This is a genomic window from Cellulomonas sp. P5_E12 (assembly GCF_054049315.1).
In genome coordinates this window covers 1-20,246 of the sequence record NZ_JBFUMP010000038.1, presented here as the reverse complement: position 1 = coordinate 20,246, position 20,246 = coordinate 1, and the positions used below count along the sequence as shown (strand labels likewise).

The 20,246-nt window shown below is 70.5% G+C and carries 12 protein-coding genes; 11 read left to right on the top strand and 1 reads right to left on the bottom strand.

Features of this window, described 5'->3' with window-relative positions; all coding sequences use genetic code 11:
* The 7 genes from ACXJKA_RS19235 to ACXJKA_RS19205 form a co-directional block, all read left to right on the top strand.
* On the top strand, positions 1-2,172 hold a 2,172-nt coding region (locus ACXJKA_RS19235), incomplete at its 5' end, for an FtsX-like permease family protein (protein WP_456826801.1).
* Positions 2,169-4,892 carry an FtsX-like permease family protein gene (locus tag ACXJKA_RS19230; RefSeq protein WP_456826800.1) on the top strand — a complete coding sequence of 908 codons (2,724 nt, stop codon included), beginning with the start codon at positions 2,169-2,171 and terminating at the stop codon, positions 4,890-4,892. The genes ACXJKA_RS19235 and ACXJKA_RS19230, both read left to right, overlap by 4 nt.
* 467 nt (positions 4,893-5,359) lie before the next feature.
* Complete coding sequence (locus ACXJKA_RS19225; RefSeq protein WP_456826799.1) at positions 5,360-7,633, top strand: family 78 glycoside hydrolase catalytic domain; 2,274 nt, start codon at positions 5,360-5,362, stop codon at positions 7,631-7,633.
* A gap of 43 nt (positions 7,634-7,676) precedes the next feature.
* Positions 7,677-7,871: a hypothetical protein gene (locus tag ACXJKA_RS19220; RefSeq protein WP_456826798.1), complete on the top strand. Its 195-nt coding sequence runs from the start codon at positions 7,677-7,679 to the stop codon at positions 7,869-7,871.
* Positions 7,841-9,877 (top strand): beta-galactosidase, encoded by a 2,037-nt coding sequence (locus ACXJKA_RS19215; protein WP_456826797.1) that lies wholly within the window; start codon positions 7,841-7,843, stop codon positions 9,875-9,877. Before ACXJKA_RS19220 ends, ACXJKA_RS19215 begins: the two co-directional genes overlap by 31 nt.
* A 133-nt stretch (positions 9,878-10,010) precedes the next feature.
* The gene (locus ACXJKA_RS19210; RefSeq protein WP_456826796.1) at positions 10,011-11,192 is read left to right on the top strand and encodes a flavohemoglobin expression-modulating QEGLA motif protein; all 1,182 of its coding nucleotides are present in this window, start codon (positions 10,011-10,013) and stop codon (positions 11,190-11,192) included.
* Positions 11,189-12,187, top strand: a complete 999-nt coding sequence (locus ACXJKA_RS19205) for an ATP-grasp domain-containing protein (protein WP_456826795.1) — start codon at positions 11,189-11,191, stop codon at positions 12,185-12,187. Before ACXJKA_RS19210 ends, ACXJKA_RS19205 begins: the two co-directional genes overlap by 4 nt.
* A 560-nt stretch (positions 12,188-12,747) precedes the next feature.
* On the opposite strand, the gene ACXJKA_RS19200 is transcribed toward ACXJKA_RS19205, so the two are convergent.
* Positions 12,748-13,800 (bottom strand): LacI family DNA-binding transcriptional regulator, encoded by a 1,053-nt coding sequence (locus ACXJKA_RS19200; protein ID WP_456826802.1) that lies wholly within the window; start codon positions 13,798-13,800, stop codon positions 12,748-12,750.
* 416 nt (positions 13,801-14,216) lie between these two features.
* Between ACXJKA_RS19200 and ACXJKA_RS19195 the strand changes: the two genes are divergently transcribed.
* The 4 genes from ACXJKA_RS19195 to ACXJKA_RS19180 form a co-directional block, all read left to right on the top strand.
* Positions 14,217-17,528 (top strand): glycoside hydrolase family 3 C-terminal domain-containing protein, encoded by a 3,312-nt coding sequence (locus ACXJKA_RS19195; RefSeq protein WP_456826794.1) that lies wholly within the window; start codon positions 14,217-14,219, stop codon positions 17,526-17,528.
* Positions 17,529-17,831: 303 nt separating this feature from the next.
* The gene (locus ACXJKA_RS19190) at positions 17,832-18,887 is read left to right on the top strand and encodes a LacI family DNA-binding transcriptional regulator (RefSeq protein ID WP_456826793.1); all 1,056 of its coding nucleotides are present in this window, start codon (positions 17,832-17,834) and stop codon (positions 18,885-18,887) included.
* A gap of 205 nt (positions 18,888-19,092) precedes the next feature.
* A complete protein-coding gene (locus tag ACXJKA_RS19185) occupies positions 19,093-19,224 on the top strand; it encodes a hypothetical protein (RefSeq protein ID WP_456826792.1) in 132 nt (43 codons plus the stop codon).
* A 28-nt stretch (positions 19,225-19,252) separates the two neighbouring features.
* The coding region (locus tag ACXJKA_RS19180; RefSeq protein WP_456826791.1) for a beta-galactosidase at positions 19,253-20,246 on the top strand (994 nt) is incomplete at its 3' end.

Sequence of the window (20,246 nt, the reverse complement as noted above, 5' to 3'; positions counted from 1 at the left end):
GCGCTGCTCACCGCGCGCGGGACGGGGCGGGCGCGCCTGGTCGGCCAGGCCGCCGTCGAGGGGGGCGCCCTCGCGTTCCTGGCGATCCTCCCCGCGACGGTGCTGGCCCTCGCGCTGTACGAGGTGCTGGCAGGCGCCGTCGGCCTGGATCCCGAGGCCGTCCCCGAGGGCGGTCTGCTGCCGCTCGTCGTGAGCGTCGCTGTCGTCACGGTCGTGCTCGGCGGTCTGCTCGTGCTGCCCTGGCTGCGCACGGGGACGTCGCGAGGCACCCGCGAGGACCGGGTCGGCGTGGTGGCCCGCTCCGGCGCGGACCTGCTGCTGCTCGCTCTGGCGGGGCTCGCCTACCTGCAGCTGCGCGCCCACCTCGTGACGGGCGGCGCCACGGTGGACCCGGTGCTCGTCGTCGCGCCGGCGCTGTGCCTGACAGCGGGCGCGGCCCTCGTCCTGCGCCCGCTCCCGCTGCTCGCCCGGAGCGCCGAGGCGCGCGCCGCGTCGTCGCGCTCGCTGACCTTGCCGCTCGCCGCCTGGGGGGTGGCGCGTCGCCCGCAGGGTGCCGCCGCGGCGTTCCTCGTGGTGCTGGCGATGGCGTGCGCGACGTTCGGCATCGGCTTCGCTGCGACGTGGGCGCAGTCCCAGCGCGACCAGGCCGCCGCCACGGTCGGCACGGACCTGTCAGTGCCMGCGCAGYTCGACGCCCTCGGCGCGGGCTCGGCGTTACGCGCGGCCACGAACGGTCGGGTCAGCCCGGTCACGAGCCGGCCCGTGACGCTCGGCTCGCGGGCGCAGGGCGGCGACGCGGCCGTGCAGCTCGTCGCGGTCGACACGCGCGACGCCGACGGGCTGCTGCGCGGCAGGCTGCCGTCCGGTGGCTGGGCAGACGTCACGGCGGGCCTGGCACCGGCGGGTCCTGTCGGGGGCATCAAGCTGTCCGGCACGAGCGCCGCGCTGGTGGTGACGGGTCAGGTCGCGGACGACATCCCGATGACGGCCACGCTCAGCCTCGTGGTGCAGGACAGCGACGGTGGGCGCGCCGCGCTGCCCGCGGGAGAGGTTCCGCTGGACGGCGTCCCGCACGACCTCGCCGTGGTCGTACCGCCCGACGTCCGGGTCGTGGCCGTGGACACCCGGCTCTCGGCAGCAGGCGACTCCGACGACCCCGACCTGCCGAGCGAGGCCGCGTTCGTCCTCGACGTGACGCTCCCCGGCGCGACCCTGGCGCCCGGCGGCACGTGGTCCCCAGCGCGGCCGCCGGGCAGCGACTACGTCGTGGCAGCCCTCGACCGCATCGCGGCCACCTACGCGCCCGAGGGTGCGCGCCTGACGCTAGACGGCACCGCCTACCTGCCGGGACTGCTCTGGTCCGAGGGCACCCTGACGGCGCTCGCGTTCGAGCCCGTCGACGACGTTCCCGTGGTGGTCTCGGCACGGCTCGCGGACCAGCTGGGGCTCGCGGTCGGCGACGGCGTGGACGTCTCCCTCGGTCTGACCCCGGTGCACGCGAAGGTCGACGGCATCGCCGCCTATGTCCCCTCGCAACCCCGCGCGGCGGCGCTGCTGGCCGACGTGGACACGTTGTCCCGCGCCACGCTCAGCCAGGGGAACCTCGACACCGTGACCGACGCATGGTGGGTCGGCGGCACCGTGCCCGCGTACGCCGCCGCGACGCTCGAGGCCGAGGGGATCGGTCCGGTGACCGACCGCACCGCCGTGGCGCGGGAGTGCGAGGAGGGTCCCCTGCGTGCGGCGCAGCGGGCCGCGGCCGCCCTGCTGGTGGTCGCCGCCGTCGTGCTCATGCTCGTCGGGACCGCGCTGCACACCACGACGTCTCTCGAGGCGCGCGAGGTCGACGTGGCCCGCCTACGCGGCCTGGGCGCGTTGCGGCGCTCGGTGCTCAGGTCCGTGCTCGCCGAGCAGGCCGTGCTCATCGGGTTGCCGGTGCTCGCCGGCGCCCTCCTGGGCGCTCTCGCGTGCTGGACCATCGGCCCTCTCCTGACGGTCTCCGGCCAGGGACTGCGGCCCGTGCCGGCCGTGGCGGTGAGCTGGCCGTGGCAGGCGCAGGTGGCGACGGTCCTCCTGCTGCTCCTCGGGTGCGCCGCCGTGGTCGTCCCCCTGGCCGCCCGTGCGGTGCGTCGTTCGACGATCGCCCGGCTGCGGATGGAGCCGGGAGCATGAGGGCGGCCTGGCGACGGACCCGGGCCGACCTGTGGCCGCTGGCCGTCACCGTGCTCGTCGTGGCGCTCACGGTCGGTGTCACCGACGCAGTCACCCGGTTACTGAGCGACCGTGCCGACACCGCCGTCCGGGCCGCCGTGGCGGCCGCCGATCCGGCCGCCGACCTCGTCGTCACCAGCATGTACGGTGCCGGCGCGTCGGACCCGACGGTCGGTCCCGAGAACACACGGGTGGGCGTCGACGATGCAGCGCGCGGGATCGAGAGCGCCCTGCCGCCGTCGCTGCAACCCGTTCTGGGGCCTCCCGTCGCCGACGCGACCAGCATCGATCTGACGGTCAGCACGCCCGGGCTGCCGACGGGAGGCGTCCTGTGGATGAGCTACCTGTGGGCGGGGCAGGAGCCGTCAGTCTCCTGGCTCGCGGGCAGCGCGCCCGACCGGGCCGGGCCGGACGGTGCCGTGCAGCTCGCGCTGTCCGACGAGGTCGCTCGGGTCCTCGGCGTCGGTGCCGGTGACACCTTCCGGGCCCTGATGGCCGACCGCACGGTCGTCCCCGTGCTCGTCACCGGCGTGTTCGAGGCGACGGACCCGACAGACCTCGTGTGGACGGCGCGGCCGGAGATCCTGCGGCCGCGGGTGGTGGGGCAGAGCAACTCGCCGACGACCGTGGTGGGTGGGCTGCTGTCCGCGGCGTCGCTGCCCGGAGCCCGCGCCGCGCTGGAGCCGGACGGGGTGACCCGCAGGTTCCGGTTCGTGGTGGAGCCCCAGGCGCTGGACTATGCGGGATCCGGCGCCCTGGCCACGCAGATCGCCGCGCTGGAGGCGTCGCCGGAGCTGGTGCTGGCTCCCGGGCCCGACGCGAGGGTCACGTCTCGGCTCGACCTCGTGCTCACGCAGGCGCGTGCACGCGTGGCAGCGACGTGGTCGCAGGCCACGGTGGTGCTCGCCGGGCTGGGGTGGGGCACCGCGCTGGTGCTCCTGGTCGGGGCCGACCTCCTCGCGCGCCGCCGGGCAGCGGCACTGCGCACGGTGCGCGCCCGCGGAGCCTCCCTCCCCGGCATCGMCGCGGGGGCCGCCGCCGAGGCGGCGGTGGTCGTCGGCGTGGGGGCCGGGTTGGGCCTCGGGCTCGGCCAGCTCGCTGCGCCGGGCGCGGTGTCGTTGCCCTGGGTCGTCGTCGTGGTGGTCGGCATCGTCGCGCCCCCCGCGTTCGCGACGGTGAAGGCTGCACGCAGCGACGCCCGCCGGGTCCCGACGGACCGGCACCACCGGCGCCTCGCGCAGCGCGTGCGCACGGTGCGGCGGGTGTCGGTCGAGGCCGCGCTGCTCGTGCTCGCGGCCGCTGCCCTGGTCGCGCTGCGTCGACGGGGTGTCGTGTCGATCTCCGGCCCGGCGGACCTGGCGCTCGCGGCGGCGCCGGTGCTCGTCGCGGCGGCCGGCGCGCTGCTGCTGTGGCGGGCGGTGCCGGTGCTGCTGAGCGGTGCGCTGGCCGTCGCCCGCAGGTCGCGCAAGGCGCCCCTGCTCCTGTCGGTCGCGCGCGCCGGTGCCACGGGGGCCGTGCTCCCGTTCGTCGCTCTCGTCGTGGTCACGACGCTCGTCGCGCTGTGCGGCGCGCTGGCCAGCACCGCGCGCGCCGGTCAGGCGGAGGGTTCGTGGGACACGGTGGGGGCCGATGTCGTGGTGCGCACAACGTTGCCCGCCGCGTCGCTGCAGGACGTGGCGGACAGACTGGCGGCCGCCGACGGCGTCGACGCCGTCGCCGTCGGCCGGGTGCAGGACCGCAGCGAGCTCTTCGACGTGCGGGGCGTCGACGCCGTGCGGGTGCTCGCTGTCGACCCGGGGCCTTACGGGGAGCTGCTCGCGAGCACGCCGTTCGGTACCTCTCGGGCGTTCGCGGTGCTGGCCGACGCCTCCGGCGCCGCCCTCGGACCGCTGCCCGCGCTTGTCCCCGAGCCCCTGCTGGGCACCCGGCCGTTGCTGCGCTGGGGCAACGTGACGATCGAGCTGCAGCCCGTGGGCGAAGTCCCCGCGCTCCCGACGCAGCTGGCCGACGGGACGCCGGCCGGTCCGACCGTCGTCGTGGACCGCGCGGCGCTGGCCGCCGTCGTCACGGCGCTCGCCGCCGCGCGAGCCGAGCGGACCGGCTCCGAGCGGGCGGCCGCGGAGCAGCAGGAGGTGGGTCCGGACACCGTGTGGGCGGTCGGCCCGGACGCCCCCGCACTGGCTGACGCGGCTGCGTCGGCGGTCCGGGGGGACGTGCTGACTCGCGCACGGTGGCTGACGGATCGCCGGTCCGACCCGCTCGCCGACGGGCTGCTGGCTCTGCTCGCCCTGGTCGCAGCGCTGTGCGCCGGGTACGCGACGATCATCGTGGTCATGGCCGCAGCGGCCTCCGCCCCGGGGCGTGCCACGTCGCTCGCCACGGCGCGGGTGCTCGGGCTGCGCCACCGGGACACGACGCGGGTCGCGGCCGGAGAGCTGCTGCCGTCGATCCTGGTGGCCGCGGCGGGAGGTGTCCTGCTCGGCATGGTCCTGGTCGGTGCGCTAGTGGCGCCGCTCGCGTTGCGGCTCGTCACGGGGCAGGCGGGTGATCCCGGGGTCGTGCTGCCGTGGTGGACGGTGGTGCCGGTCGTGCTCGTCGGCGCAGCCGTCCTGGTCGTGGTCGCCGTAGAGTCGTCCGCCCGCCGACGCGAGCGGCTGGGCCAGGTGCTGCGGGTGCGTTGAGCAGCATCGGCGTCGGTGGCCTCCCTCGGTCACCTAGCCTGTGCGCTCCTCGGCGAGCATCTGAGGATGCCGCGAGTGGACCCACCGCCGGGTGCCGCCCACACAGAGCTATGACGGTGGTGAGGCTCGTGAGTCTGCCCTGGTCCTTGTTCGAGGGATTCGAATCCCATGCGGTGCCAGGAATTCGAATCTCGAGACCGGGCACGGTCGCGGGGACGTCTGGGGGAGGAGCGACGCTCGCTGTCTCCCGGGGCCGACGGTCGAGGGCGGTGAGCGCCTGTGGCGAGCGTGCCTCGGTCCTGAACCGATGCTCCAAGCCGTGGCGGTAGCCGATCGGGTGACCTGCCTCGGGTAAGCCGATCTGCAGCGGGTCGATAGTCGATGATATGAACCGATTCACAAGCGCCGGCACGTCGTCCCTGGCGTGAGTCGCGTGACGTGATCCGATGTCGGCAAAGGAGCCATCGTTGTCTCACCAGACCGCCCCCTTCCGAAGCAGTGCGAGCGACCTCCTCTCCGGCGCCGTCATGATCTCCGGCGATGCGAGCCGTACGGCTGCCGTCACGTTCGGCATCACCGTGCCGCTCGATCGTGAACCGTCGTCGGTCCGGTCGGCGAGGTTCGTCGCGACCGCGCACGGGGTGTACGAGGCGTACGTGAACGGCGGTCCGGTGACCACGTCGGTGCTCAACCCAGGCTGGACCGCGTACGAGTGGCGGCTCCAGTACCAGGAGTACGACGTCACGCGCCTCGTCGCCGCCGGACCTCGCGACGTGGCGATCGAGGTCGAGCTGGGCAACGGGTGGTACCGGGGCGACCTGGGCTTCAGCGGTGCCAATGCCAACTACGGAGAGCGCATCGGCCTCTGCGCCGTCCTGGAGATCGCCTTCGACGACGACTCCTCACAGACCGTCGCGACGTCCCAGAGCTGGACGGCCCGTACCTCGGCAACCACCGAGAACTCGCTGTACGGCGGACAACGCATCGATGCTCGGCTCCGAGGCAGCGGCCAGGCTGTGGCAGTGCACGAGGTGCCTTTCGACCGCGCGGCGCTCGTCGCACAGGTCGCTCCGCTGATCACCCGGCACGAGGTGCTGCGCCCGAAGCAGATCTGGCAGTCACCGTCCGGTCGCACGCTCGTCGACTTCGGGCAGAACCTCGTCGGCTGGCTCCGTGTCACGGCCAGCGGCCCGGAAGGCTCCGAGGTCGTCGTTCGGCACGCCGAGGTCCTGGAAGACGGAGAGCTCGGTACCCGCCCGCTGCGCGACGCCCGCGCCACCGACACCTTCCTGCTCTCCGGTGGCGTCGACACCTTCGAGCCGACCTTCACGTTCCACGGGTTCCGCTACGCCGAGGTCACGGGCTGGCCCGGCGCGCTCACGGCGGACGACCTCGAGGCGGTCGTCGTGCACTCCGACATGCGGCCTACGAGCGAGTTCAGCTGTTCCGACCCGCTCCTGGACCGACTGGTGCAGAACTCCGTGTGGGGCCAGAAGGGCAACTTTCTGGACGTGCCCACCGATTGCCCGCAGCGCGACGAGCGACTCGGGTGGACGGGTGACATCGCGGCCTACGCGGCGTCGGCGTCGTTCCAGTTCGACACCGCCGACTTCCTGCACAAGTGGCTCCTCGACCTCGCCGAGGAGACGGCGCACGCACCGGGACAGATCGTCCCGTTCGTCGTTCCCGACGTGATGAAGCTCGGCGACCTGTCCAGGCTCGACATCGAGTTCGGTGGAACTCCGACCGCCGTCTGGGGCGATGCCGCCGTCTGGGTCCCGCAGGCTCTCTGGAACGCCTTCGGCGACGTCGACCGGCTCCGCGCGCACTACCCCGGTATGGCGATGCACCTGGAGTCCGTCGAGGCAAGGCTGTCCCCGACCGGACTATGGGACACCGGGTTCCAGTTCGGCGACTGGCTCGACCCCGACGCACCGCCGGACGCACCGGCCGACGCGAAGGCCGACAAGAGGGTCGTGGCGACCGCGTGCCTGTTTCGCAGCGCGTCGTTCACTGCAGAGGCTGCGGCGATCCTCGGCCACGCGGACGAGGCGGCCCGATGGAGCGAGCTCGCGGCCCGGACGCGGACCGCGTTCAACGCCCACTACGTCCACGACGGTCGGGTCGTCTCGGACTGTGCGACGGTCTACGCACTGGCGATCACCTTCGGTCTCCTCGACGAGCCCCAGCGGAGCGCTGCGGCTGCTCGGCTGGCAGAGATCGTCCGCGCGACCGGGTACGGCATCACTACCGGGTTCGCCGGCACTCCGTTCGTGACGTGGGCGTTGTCCGAGACAGGTCACGTCGAAGACGCGTACCGCCTGCTCCTCGAGAAGGAGTGCCCGTCGTGGCTCTATCCGGTGACCATGGGAGCAACCACGATCTGGGAACGGTGGGACTCGATGCTTCCGGACGGAAGCATCAACGCTGGTGAGATGACCAGCTTCAACCACTACGCGCTCGGGGCGGTCGCCGATTGGATCTACCAGGCGGTCGCCGGCATCCGTCCGGCCGCTCCCGGCTACCGGGCAATCCGCATCCACCCGGTCCCGGGCCCGGGAATCGACTACGTGACCGCTGCCTATGACTCACCAGTCGGCCGCATCGCCGTGCACTGGACGCAGACTGCGACACAGTTCGACCTCGACGTCACCGTGCCCGAGGGCATCCCGACCGAGGTCGTGCTCCCCAACGGCCGGGTGGAGCAGGTCGACGGGGGGACGCATCATTTCGTCGCATAGCCGCAGGAGCCCGTCGCCCCGGCGCTCCAGCGCAGGGATTCGTGTGGATACCCGACTCGATGGCGTGCGCGTGCACGTCGTGCACAACTGGTCCTGGGAGGCCACCGTGGTAGCTGTTCTGACTGACTTCGACGTTCTCGCGGCGCCGCACGGGCCCTCGCCGGCCCCGGTTCGGTTCACCGCGGGCGACACCGTCACGCTCGCCGCGTGGGACGTCCTCGTGGCGGTGACCCGGTGAGCCCGCGCTGGACGGGCCCGTGGCCCACCGAGGGGATCGCGTTCGGGGCGGACTACAACCCGGAGCAGTGGCCGGAGGAGGTCTGGCCGCAGGACATCGCGCTGATGCAGGAAGCCGGCGTGACGCTGGTCAGCGTAGGGATCTTCTCGTGGGGTCAGCTGGAGCCCGCCGAGGGACGGTTCGACTTCGGCTGGCTGGACCGGATCCTCGATCTGCTGCACGAGGCCGGAATAGGGGTGGACCTGGCGACCCCGAGCGCGGCGCCGCCCGTGTGGCTGCACCTGAAGCACCCGGAGATGCTGCCCGTCGGTGCCGACGGCCTGCGGTTCACGCACGGCAGCCGCGAGTCGTGGTGCGTCTCGTCCCCGGTGATCCGCGCGCACGCCACCCACATCGCGCGCGTGATCGCCGAGCGGTACGGCCACCACCCCGCGGTGAAGATGTGGCACGTCTCCAACGAGTTGGGCGGCCACAACGGCCGCTGCTACTGCGACGTGTCCGCCGCAGCGTTCCGCGAGTGGTTGCGAGCCCGGTACGCAGACGTCGACGCGCTCAACCTGGCGTGGGGCACCGCGTTCTGGGGTCAGCGGTACTCGTCCTTCGAGCAGATCCTGCCGCCGCGGCGCACCACCGCGTTCCCCAACCCGGGGCAGCGTCTCGACTTCGAGCGATTCTCCTCCGACCAGTTCGTCGCGCACCTGGAGGCCGAGGCCGCCGTGCTGCGCGAGGTCACGCCCCACCTGCCGGTGACGACGAACTACATGGTCATCAGCGGGTTCCAGAAGATCGACTACACGACCACGACACCGCTCCTCGACATCGTCTCGAACGACCACTACCTCTGGGGCGAGGACCCTCGGGGGTGGGCCGATCTCGCCTTCAGCGCAGACCGCGTCCGCGGGCTCGCCGGGGGCCACCCGTGGATCCTCATGGAGCACTCCACGAGTGCGGTCAACTGGCAGCCGCGCAACATCGCCAAGGAGCCCGGGCAGATGCTGCGCAACTCGCTGCAGCACGTCGCCCGCGGCGCCGACGGGGTGCTCTTCTTCCAGTGGCGGCAGTCCCGGGCGGGCGCCGAGAAGTACCACTCCGGGATGGTTCCGCACTCCGGGCGCGACTCGCAGCTGTTCCGGGACGTCGTCGAGCTCGGGGCGACCCTGGGCCGGCTCGCCGAGGTGCGGGGGAGCGAGGTCGAGCGGGCTCGCGTGGCCCTGCTGTGGGACACCCAGGCGTGGTGGGCGGCCGAGCTGGAGGCTCGCCCCACCGTCGACCTGCGCTACCTCGACCTCGCCCAGCGCATGCACGGCGCGCTCCTCGACGCGGGCGTCGCGGTCGACGTGGTGCCCGCGACGTCGTCGCTCGACGGCTACGACGTCATCCTGGTGCCGACGCTCTACCTCGCGCCCGCGGACTCGTCCGACCGGCTGTCGGCCGTCGTGGCTCGCGGCGGCCAGGTGCTCGTCACGTACTTCTCCGGCATCGTCGACGAGCAGGACAGCGTGCTGCTGGGCGGCTACCCCGGGGCGTTCCGGGACCTGCTCGGCATCCGCGTGGAGGAGTTCGCGCCGCTGGCTGCCCATGGCACGACGACGCTGAGCGACGGGAGTACCGGGGAGGTCTGGACCGAGCGGATGACGTTGACGGGCGCTGAGGCGCTGGCGACCTATCTCGACGGGCCGTCGGCGGGCGGTCCTGCGGTCACGCGCCGAGACACGCGGTCGGGCGGTGCCGCGTGGTACCTGTCGACCCGCCTCGACGGCCCGTCCCTCGCCGACCTGCTCGGTCGCGTGCTCGCGGCGTCCGGCGTGTCACCCCTCGTCCCGTCGCCCGGTGGCTTGGAGGTTGTCCGTCGGAGGAGCGCCACCGGTAGCTGGCTGTTCGCGGTCAACCACACCAGCACGGACATGCCCCTGCACGTCTCCGGGCATGACCTCGTGGCCGACCGACGTCACGAGGCGGGGGCGGACGTCCCAGCACTGGGCGTCGTTGTCGTCCGAGAAGATTGAGCCATGCTGGTTGGCGTACACCGTTGGCGTCCGCGGAGTCCGCCAGACGTGCCAGGCTTCACCGTCATAGCGGTCTGCGGCACGAAGGAGCTCGGCCCGTGCGAGGGTCGGGCCCACATCGTATGTTCGTGAGATGTCATCGCCGACCGCGCAGCTGGCGCCCGCACTCGACGTCGACGCCCGGCTCACCGAGATCGAGCGCCGCGTGAACCTGCTCGTCAACGTCACGCCACTCAACGCGGCGGAGGCGTGGGCGGACTTCGAACGCAGTGACTTCGGCACGGCTCCCACGCTGCGGCTGCGGCCGTTGGACTTCGACCCGGACCTGACGCAGCGCGACCTGTACGACCTCGAGGTCGAGAAGGTGGACGACCCGGCGCTGCACACGCTCTTCCGGGCGAAGAGAGACGAGATCGCCCGGCAGATCACCGCGTTGGAGGACCGCGACACGTCACGGTTCCTCTACGGGTCACTCCAGCTCTACGGAACGGTCGCCCCGCCGCTGGCCGCGGTGGCGGAGGAACTGCTCGAGACCATCCCCCCGCAGGCGCCCAGCACCCGGACCGTCACGGCCGGGGCGTTCGCCGACGCGGCCCGTGCGGAGTTCGAGCGCTACCGCGCTGTGTACCCGGACTTCCCCGTCCGCGTCGAGGTGCGGGACGACATCTCCGAGCTGATGGTGTCGTTCGGCCGCCTGCTCATCCCGGAGTCCGCCGCCATCCGGGCCGACCGGGTCGAGGCGTTGCTGCACCACGAGGTCGGCACCCACGTGGTGACCTACCAGAACGGTGCCCGGCAGCCACTGACGCTGCTGACCATCGGCCTGCCCGGCTACGACGAGACCCAGGAGGGCCTCGCCGTGCTCGCCGAGTACCTCACCGGCGGGTTGGACCCGCGGCGGCTGCGCGTGCTCGCGGCGCGAGTGGTCGCGGTCGGCAAGCTGCTCGACGGCGCCGGCTTCCTGGACATCTTCGAGTCGCTGCGGGCCGACCACCACATACCCGCGCGGACCGCGTGGTCCATCGCTATCCGGGTCGTCGTCGGGGGCGGTTGGGTGAAGGACGCGATCTACCTGCGCGGGATCACGCGCATCCTCGACGCCCTCGCCGAGGGCAGCCGCCTCGACGTCCTGCTCGTCGGCAAGCTCGCGTTGGACCACATTCCCCTGGTGCAGGACCTGCTCGACCGCGAGGTGCTCCACGCGCCGTGGGTCCGGCCACGCTGGCTGGACATGCCCGGTGCACAAGAGCGTCTGGAGAGGCTGCGCGCGGGCGCGACGGTCACCGACCTCTACGAGGGAGACGTCGCGGCATGAGGCTCGCATTTCTCGTCAACGACGTCGACACCGAGGTGGACGAGTACACGACCACCCGACTCGCCAGGGCCGCATCCAGGGGCGGGCACGAGACCTGGTACGTCGGCGTCGGGGACCTCGAGCTCGGCAGCAGCGACGGGCTGCTCGCGGCCAGGGCTCGCGCCGCGAGGTGGAAGAGCGACGACACCCTCGCCTCCTTCATGGAGGGGATCAAGGCGCGCGACGCCGAGCGGATCGTCATGGACGACCTGGATGCGCTCGTCCTGCGCAACGAGTCGATCGACGACCTGCAGGCGCGCCCGTGGGCCAGCCCGATGGGCGTGGTGTTCGGGCAGGTGCTCGCGGCCCGAGGTGTGACGGTGGTCAACGACCCGAGCACCCTCCAACGAGCGACCAGCAAGCTCTACCTGGAGGAGTTCCCCGAGAAGGTCCGACCGCGGTCGCTGGTGACACGAGATCCGGAGGCGATCGAGCGGTTCGTCGCCGAAGTCGGCCACTGCGTCGTCAAACCGCTGTACGGGGCCAAGGGCCGCAACGTCTTCATGATCGAGGGCCCGGGAGAGACCAACCTCGCACAGATGACGGAGGCGGTCCTGCAGGACGGCTACGCCATCGTCCAGGAGTTCATCGACGGAGCCCAGGAAGGCGATGCCCGCATCTTCCTGCTGGAGGGCCGCATCCTCGAGCGCGACGGCAGGCCGGCCGCCTTCCGACGCGTGCCCACCGGCAACGACCCGCGCGCCAACATCAGCACCGGCGGTCGGTCGGTGCCTCTCGAGGTCGGTGAGGCCGAGCTCGGCATCGTCGAGGCGATCGGCGACAAGCTCGTCGCCGACGGCTTGTTCCTCGTGGGCATCGACGTGATCGGTAGCAAGGTGGTGGAGATCAACCCGGAGAGTCCCGGCGGGTTCCAGAGCGTCGAGAGGCTCTACGACATCGACATCGCCGAGACCGTCATCGAAGCCCTGGAGCGCCGAGCGAGCCCGGGGTCCTGAGCCGTACCGCCGGTCGAGGTCGTGCTGGTCGAACGTGCGATAGCCCCCGGACGTGCGCGGTGCGCGTCGCAGGACGCCGCGACGCTCGCCGGACGTTGACTCCCGCGTGTGCGGGCCCGACGCGGCTGGTGAGCAGCCACACATTCGAACCTTGACCTTGGCTCGTGGAGCCCGGGGGACGACGTGGCTGGGTAGTCTCGCGGGCGTGAGCGCGTCGACCGCTCCGAGTCGCGCCCTCCCGGTTGCGGCGGTCGCTCCGCTCTACCTCGCGGGCTTCACGACGCGTTCGGCGCGCACGGGCTGGCCGCCGCCCTGGGGACGCAGACCGGCGACCTCGGGCTGACGCTGCGACATTCGGAGCCGTCCTCGCGGTCTACGACCTTGCCGAGGTCATCCTTGAGCCCGTCTCGGGGCACTGAGCGACCGGGTCGGTATCAAGCCCGCCGTCGTGGGAGGCCTCCTCGCGTTCGCGATCGTTTCCCTGCTCTGAGCGTTCGCCGCGCGCCCGCGATGCTCGCGTGGAGGCGTGAGTTGACCCGTGATGCAAGGCCCAGAGTGTCTCAACGCGCGTCGTGCTCGGGGCGGGCGCGCGGTGGGCCCGTGGTCTCACGGATCACGAGATGAGTAGGCACCTTCTCGACGGTGCCTTCATTCCGCCGCCCATCGAGCACCTCCATGAGCAGCTCAACGCCGCGAACCGCCGCGGCAGTGAGATCCTGACGCACGGTCGTGAGCGCTCGTGGCATGAATGCCGACTCGGGTACGTCGTCGAATCCGACGATGCTGACGTCCTCTGGAACGCGCCTGCCGGCTTCCTGCAGGGCTCGGATCAGACCGAACGCCATGTGGTCGTTCGCGGCGAAGACCGCAGTGACATCACCCCGCGCTGCAAGGGCACGGCCAACTTCATACCCCGATGCCGGCGACCAATCGCCCTCGGGAACATCTGGGATGTCGCGCCCGGCGCGTCTCAATGCCATGCGCCAGGCCTCTCGGCGACGCACTGACGAAGGCCACTCGTTGGGGCCACCGATGTGGTGCACCGTCGCGTGCCCAAGTGCGAGCAAGTGGTGGACCGCGTCCGAGATCCCGCCCGCTTCGTCGCTGTCGACCACGAGTTCGACCTCGGCCAGATTCAGCGGCCCCGACAAGCTGAGCACCGGGACCGCGAGGCCGTGGCGCCTCGAGCGAAAGGTGGACGTCGGTTCATTGACTACAAGCGCGTCGACGCCCTGATCGAGGAGTGACGACAGCCCGTTCTCCACCGATTCGGTGTCCACATCGACCGTGTTGACCAGCCGGAACCCGTATCCCGCATCGCTGACCGCCCGCTCGGTCGCGATGGTGAGCGAGGCGGGGCCGTAGGCGGCGCTCCCGACGGTGAGCAGCCCAATCGTTCGAGTCTTGCCCAGCCGCACCGATCGAGCGGCGCTGTTGGGCCGGTACCCCAGGGACTCGATCGCCTCGCGGACGCGCCGGCGAGCGTCTGGGCTCACCCGCGGATCGTCTGTGACAACGCGCGAGACCGTCCGCTGCGATACTCCCGCGGCTCGGGCGACGTCGGTGCCCGAGACTCGGCGTGTGGGGATCGCCTTGTGATCCGCACCGCGCATGCCTTGCGCCGAGGAGTCAATAGACACCCGTCGTCTCCTGCCCGAGATGTTCGTTGAAGCCGCCCGCCCCGGACTGCGTGTCGAGCGACTCGATCGACCCGATCGGGCAGCCACGGTCTACGTATACATGACGGGGGACCGGCCGCCTGAATGGTTGCACGGGCGCGAGCGTAACGAAATGGTAACGGGACTTGTCATGCCTTGGCTACGTAGACATGCTCGATCCGCACGAGTTTGGCCGTATTCACAAGGCGTCGAGGCGACACGTTGGCTGATCGGCACCGACCCACCGAGGGAACGCCGACCTCCCGACGAACGCCCCGTCACGCTGCCCACTACCCGGACAAGGACGTACCGGCATGCTCACTGACAAGTCGACTTCGGCCGCCGCCAGGCGACCTATCCGCCCTCTAGCCGTGGGGCTCGTGCTCTCGGCTGCGCTAGCTCTCCCGGCGGCCGCGCCGGCGATGGCGGCCGACCCCGTGACCTTCGCGACCCAGGTCGGCGGTACCTACGACGGGATGCCGGTCTTCGACGGCCAGCCCGTCCATCTCGACGCATATCTCGACACGCTCATGGCCTATGTCGGGATCGAAGGAGCCGTCCGTTATGCGCATGGGCAGCGCGGGAACTTCACCATCGTGTCCGGCCCGAACGTCGGCAAGGTCGTTCCCGGTGGCTCGCGCTTTGCCGAGGGCACGCAGGGTATCTCGACCGACTTCCCGAGCCAGTCGGGAATGGGCCAGACCTGGAACGAGGACCTCGTCCGGCAGATCGGGACGGTCATAGGCGACGAGGGCCTGTATCAGGACAATTACCTCAGCAGCATCAGCGACTTCAACCCGATGATCAGCGCGGCCCTCCAGGACATCCGAGCAAACCCGCTCAGCGGTCGTCTCGATGAGGGCTTCGGCGAGGACCCCCGGTTGGCGTCCGACATGATCGACGAGATCTCCCGCGGCATCTCCGGCATCGACGAGCCGAGCAACGCCGAGGGCTTCTGGACCAAGGCCATGATCGACACCAAGCACTACACCGGCTACGCCGCGCAGTGGTTCCGTCGCCCCGGAAGCAACAACATCAGCTCCCGTGCGCTGAGCGAGTACTGGTCCCTCCCGTCCCACAAGAGCATCGAGAGCGGTGCGATCGGGTCGATGCTGACGACCTATGGCCGGACCAACGGAATCCCGAACATCGTCTCCCCACTGATCGCCGAGGCGGAGCACCTGTCGCCCTGGGGTGCGGACGGTGGCTTGTACACGACGCCCGACAACGGCGCGGAGCGGGAGCTGTACACCGACAACGCGTACAGCAACGGCTTCGACGTGCGGTACACGCCGAGCCCCGACACCGCGACCGCCCTGATGGCGATCGCCAACGCCGGAAGCATCGCGGTCAACGCGGGCGGTGTGAGCCCGCTGAACGCCGCACTGCTCCAGCAGGTCGCCAACGGAACCTACGGCGTCACGACGGCCGACATCTACCGCGTAGCCAAGACCCAGGTTCTTCCGTTGGTCCGCATGGGGCTCTTCAACGAGCGCGACGCCAACGGCTACCCGAAGTTCTACCCGTTCCTCGGCAAGTCCGCGGCGAGCACGACACCACTCAACTCGACGCTGCCGGCGCACCAGCAGGTGGCCCTGCAGGCGTCCCAGGAGAGCCTCGTCCTTCTCAAGAACGACCACAACATCCTGCCCCTGAGCAAGGATGCCAAGCTGGCCGTCGTGGGGCCGTTCTCGGACACGCGGTTCAAGACGGTGTACGCCGTGGGCCAGACGCCCGTGCTGCCGAACTCCGGCCTGACCCCGGCCCAGGGGATCAGCGCGGTCTTCGGCCCGAGCGTTGCGACAGCGAGCGACGGCGACGTCGTCGCCCTGAAGTCCGTCGCCACGGGGCAGTACCTGACCCAGGACACGTCCGCGGCCCCGTTGGTGTTCGCCAATGGTGCTGACGTCACAGCCGCCACGACCTTCGAAGCATTCGACTGGGGGCAGGGCGCCTTCGGCTACCGGTCCTCGACCAACGGCCAGTGGCTGCAGTTCATCGCCAACCCCCTCGGCGTGAACGTCGGAGGCACCCAGGCTCTCGGCACCAGCTCGACCACGCTGYCGAACCGCATTCGGCCGCAGCTGAACGCCGACGGCACCGTGTCGTTCGTCGTCGACAGCTACACCGAGTCGTTCGGTGGAGGTTTCGAGACGCGGTACTACACGAACGGCCGCTACCTGACGGTGGACCCGGTAACTCATCAGCTCGGTGTCACGCCCGTGTTCGGCACCGCGGCGAACGCTGCAGCACTCAACACCGACGCCACCAAGTTCGCCCAGGAGACCGTGCAGCAGGCCGGTTCGAAGGCGGTGCAGTTCCGGGACCAGAACGGGAGCAGCTACGCCGTCGTGGTCGTCGGCACTGCAGCGCGGAACAGCGCGGGTGAGGGGGCCGACCGCTCGGACCTGCACCTCGGCTCCAGCCAGTACCGGCTCATCGAGAACGTGGCCAACGCCTACCCCGGAAAGACGATCGTGGTCGTCTCCTCGGCAACGCCGGTCATCGTCGACGACGTTCAGAAGAACGAGAACGTCGCGGGAATCGTGTACGCGCCCTACAACGGCCAGTACGGAAACTACGCACTCGGCCAGCTCCTCGGGGGTGACTTCGCACCCTCAGGACGCCTGACACAGTCCTGGTACGCGAGCATGGACGCCCTGCCCAAGCTGGACAGCTACTCGATCCCTGAGGGTCGCGACGCAATCCTCGGACTCGACGGGCTCGACCCCAGGTTCACGGTCGACATGACCAGCGCGGACCCGGTCGAGACAAAGCTCACGTACATGTACACCGACGCACCCGTCACCTACGAGTTCGGTTACGGACTGTCGTTCACACAGTTCAAGTACAAGAACCTCACGGTGCGAGCTGCCGGCCCGAACTCCTACACGGCCACAGTCGACGTCAAGAACACCGGACCGGTAGCCAGCGCCGAGGTCGTCCAGCTGTATGCGACCAACCCGAAGGCTGCGTATGGAGCCGCGGCCCCGAAGCAGGCGCTGGTGTCCTTCGCCAAGGCCACGATCCCAGCAGGCGCGACGCAGAAGGTGACGATGACCTTCGACGCCGACAAGCTAGCGCTCTGGGACACCAACGCAAACAAGCTCAGTGTCGAGGCCGGCAGGTACGACTTCCTCGCAGGGGGCTCGAGCAAGGCGATCCAGGTCAAGGCGAAGATCGAGGTCCCCGGAGTCAACTTCGGTGCCACCGACGCATTCACCGCACCGGTCAACGTTTTCGACCACAGCTTCGACGCCTCGGACGTCGTGTACCGCGAGGCCTCGAAGCAGACCACCGTGGAAGGGCTTCGCGCGGACAAGGTCGTCAATGGCTACTACGCCGTGATGTCACGAGCGCCGGGTGCCTGGACGGCCATCGAGGGTGTGAGCTTCAGCGACGCTGACACGATCACGTTGACCGCTGGTGCCAAGGCGGCGTCGACCATCGAGGTCCGGTTGGACAGCCCAACCGGTCCCAAGGTCGCACAGGCGTCATTCGAGGACACCGGGTCGACGCAGTACGTGATCCCGGGAACAAACCAAGCAGGCGACATCCCCGTCTCCGAGACGGCCTACGTCTCCAAGACCGTCGACCTGCTTCGACCGGTCAACGGCACGCACGACCTCTACCTGGTCTTCGGGGAGAGCGGCGTGCGCGTCCTGACGGCTCAGCTCGGGTAAGGCAGGTCTGACCGCCACCTCAGGACCGGTCAAGAGCTGATCTGGACCAGGAGACCTGGCGCCCGCTTCCCACGCCGGAAGCGGGCGCCAGTCGCTCGCGGACGCTGGGTGTTCGTCGAGTACGTCAGTGTTCCCCGCGCCGGCCAGCCGTTCCAAGATCGCGGGATCCGAGGTCGTCCAAATCCCACTGTCACCGAACTGTGATCCGTGTCCCTTGAMTACGAATCTATTTGGCGGTTTGGATACCTACGCACAAGGACGTGGCTACGTAGCCACACCGCCTTTCCGTCGGAATGGGGCTTCATGAGTCGGGACATCGCCAATGCCGGGCCCGGTGCGAAGCGTGCCGATCGCCCGGTCGTCGCGATGGACGTCGCCCGTGCCGCCGGGGTTTCGCCGAAGACCGTGTCCCGGGCCGTCAACGGCGACTCGCTTGTGAGCGACAACGTCCGCGGCCGTGTGCGCCACGCGATCGCAACGCTCGACGACCGACCCAACCGGACCGCCCGCGACCTCGACCCCGGACGGAGCCGGACCATCGGGGTCCTCTCGGTCGGGCCGATCGAGTTCGGACCTTCCTCGTTTCTGGTGGCCGCCGAGCACGCCGTGCGGGGCGCCCGCTATGCGATGTCGGTCATCAGCACCGCCGCGGACGAGCCGGAGAGAATTGCCTGGGCGCTCGGGGAGCTCGTGGATCAGGGCGTCGACGGCATCGTGATGAACGAGCCTGTCGGTCTGTACAACCTGGCCCCCGGCGAGGTGGGCGAGCTGCCAGTCCTGAGCGTGTCGGGGTCGTACGGGATCTCCAGCAACGAGATCGTCGTGGACGCGGACCAGTACTCGGGCGCCCGGGTCGCGACGGCGCACCTCCTGGCGCTCGGTCACCGCACGGTGCGCCACCTGGGTGGCCCGTTCGGCTGGCGCTCGACGGGACTCCGGCAGCAGGGCTGGCGGGACGCGCTCACCGAGGCCGGCGCCGAGGTCCCGGCCCCGCTGCACGGAGACTGGACTGCACAGTCGGGCTACGACCTGGGCGTGCAGCTGGCCGCTGACCGCTCGATGACGGCGGTGTTCGTCGCCAACGACCAGATGGCTTTCGGTCTGCTCCGGGCCCTCGCGGAGGCCGGCCGGAACGTCCCGGCAGAGGTCAGTGTCGTCGGCTTCGACGACATTCCCGAGGCGTCCTACCTCACGACGGCGCTGACCACCGTGCGACAGAACCTCGCGCACGTGGCGACCCTCGGCGTCGGTCTCCTGATCGATGCCATCGAGAATCCGCGCTTGCAGGACCGTAGCGAGATCGTCCCGGTCGAGCTCATCGTCAGGGAGACGACGTCCGCACCGCCGCCCGGGCGATAGCGGCACATCGACGGGCCCGTTCGGGCCATTCGGTGCGACAGGCCCCGTATCAGTCGCGGAACGCACCGCGCGAGACGTTCTACGAGGGAGTGGAGCATGTCGACGACGACGATCACCTGCGGACATCGAGTGGCGACGCCACGACGGACGCCGTGAACCAGGCGGACATCGACGAGGTAATGACGATGCCGGCCAGGAGAAGAAGGTGCGCAGCGCAATGCAGGCCGACAAGGGCGAGCCCGATGTGACGCAGCTGGAGTTCCAGCACGTCCAGTCCTTCGCGCTCGGCGACAACCTGCTCGACCCGGGGCTCGCGTCCGGCGCAGTCAAGGGCTGAACCACCACCACGACGGAGACATATCACCATGGCTGTGCAGCACGAAGGAGTGCGTTTCGGCGCCGCGTACTACTACGAGTACGCGGGKCCGGGCGACGACCCCAAGCCGGAGACCCTGGAGCGTGACCTCGACCTGATGGCCGCGGCGAAGTTCTCGGTGATCCGCGTCGGTGAGTCGGTGTGGTCCACGTGGGAACCCGACGAGGGCAGGTTCGAGCTCGACTGGCTCGAGCCCGTCCTGGACGGGGCCCTGGCCCGCGGCATCGACGTCGTGCTGGGCACGCCGACGTACGCGCTGCCGATGTGGCTGGTGCGCCGGTACCCCGAGGTCGCCGGCGAGCTGCGGACGGGCGAGCCGATGGGCTGGGGCGCCCGGCAGGAGGCCGACTTCACGCACCCGGCCTTCCGGTTCTACGCCGAGCGCGTCCTGACCAAGATCGTCGAGCGCTACCGGGACCACCCGGCGGTCGTCGGGTTCCAGGTGGACAACGAGCCGGGCCTGCACCTGCTGCACAACCGGGGGGTGTTCCAGCGGTTCGTCGACCACCTCGAGCACACGTACGGCGACGTCGAGACCCTCAACCGGGAGTGGGGCCTGGTGTACTGGTCGCATCGGCTGTCGACGTGGGCGGACCTGTGGACCCCGGACGGCAACGTGCAGCCGCAGTACGACCTGGCGTGGCGCCGGTTCCAGGCGTCGCTGACCACCGAGATGATCGACTGGCAGGCCCGGGCGGTCCGCGCCCTGGCGCGCGAGGACCAGTTCGTCACCACCTGCATCTCCTACGAGCGCCCGGCCCTCGAGGACGACGATCTCGCCTCCGTCCTCGATGTCACGAGTGGGAACCCCTACTACCGCATGCAGGACGGGCTCGCCCACCCCAGCACAGCCATCGCGCCGCAGTACTGGACGACCAACGGCACGTGGGCGCTGTTCCAGGTGGGCGACGCGATGTTCTCCAGCCGCGGCGAGCCGTTCCTGGTGACCGAGACCAACGCGCAGTCCATCGGCGGCCCGAGCA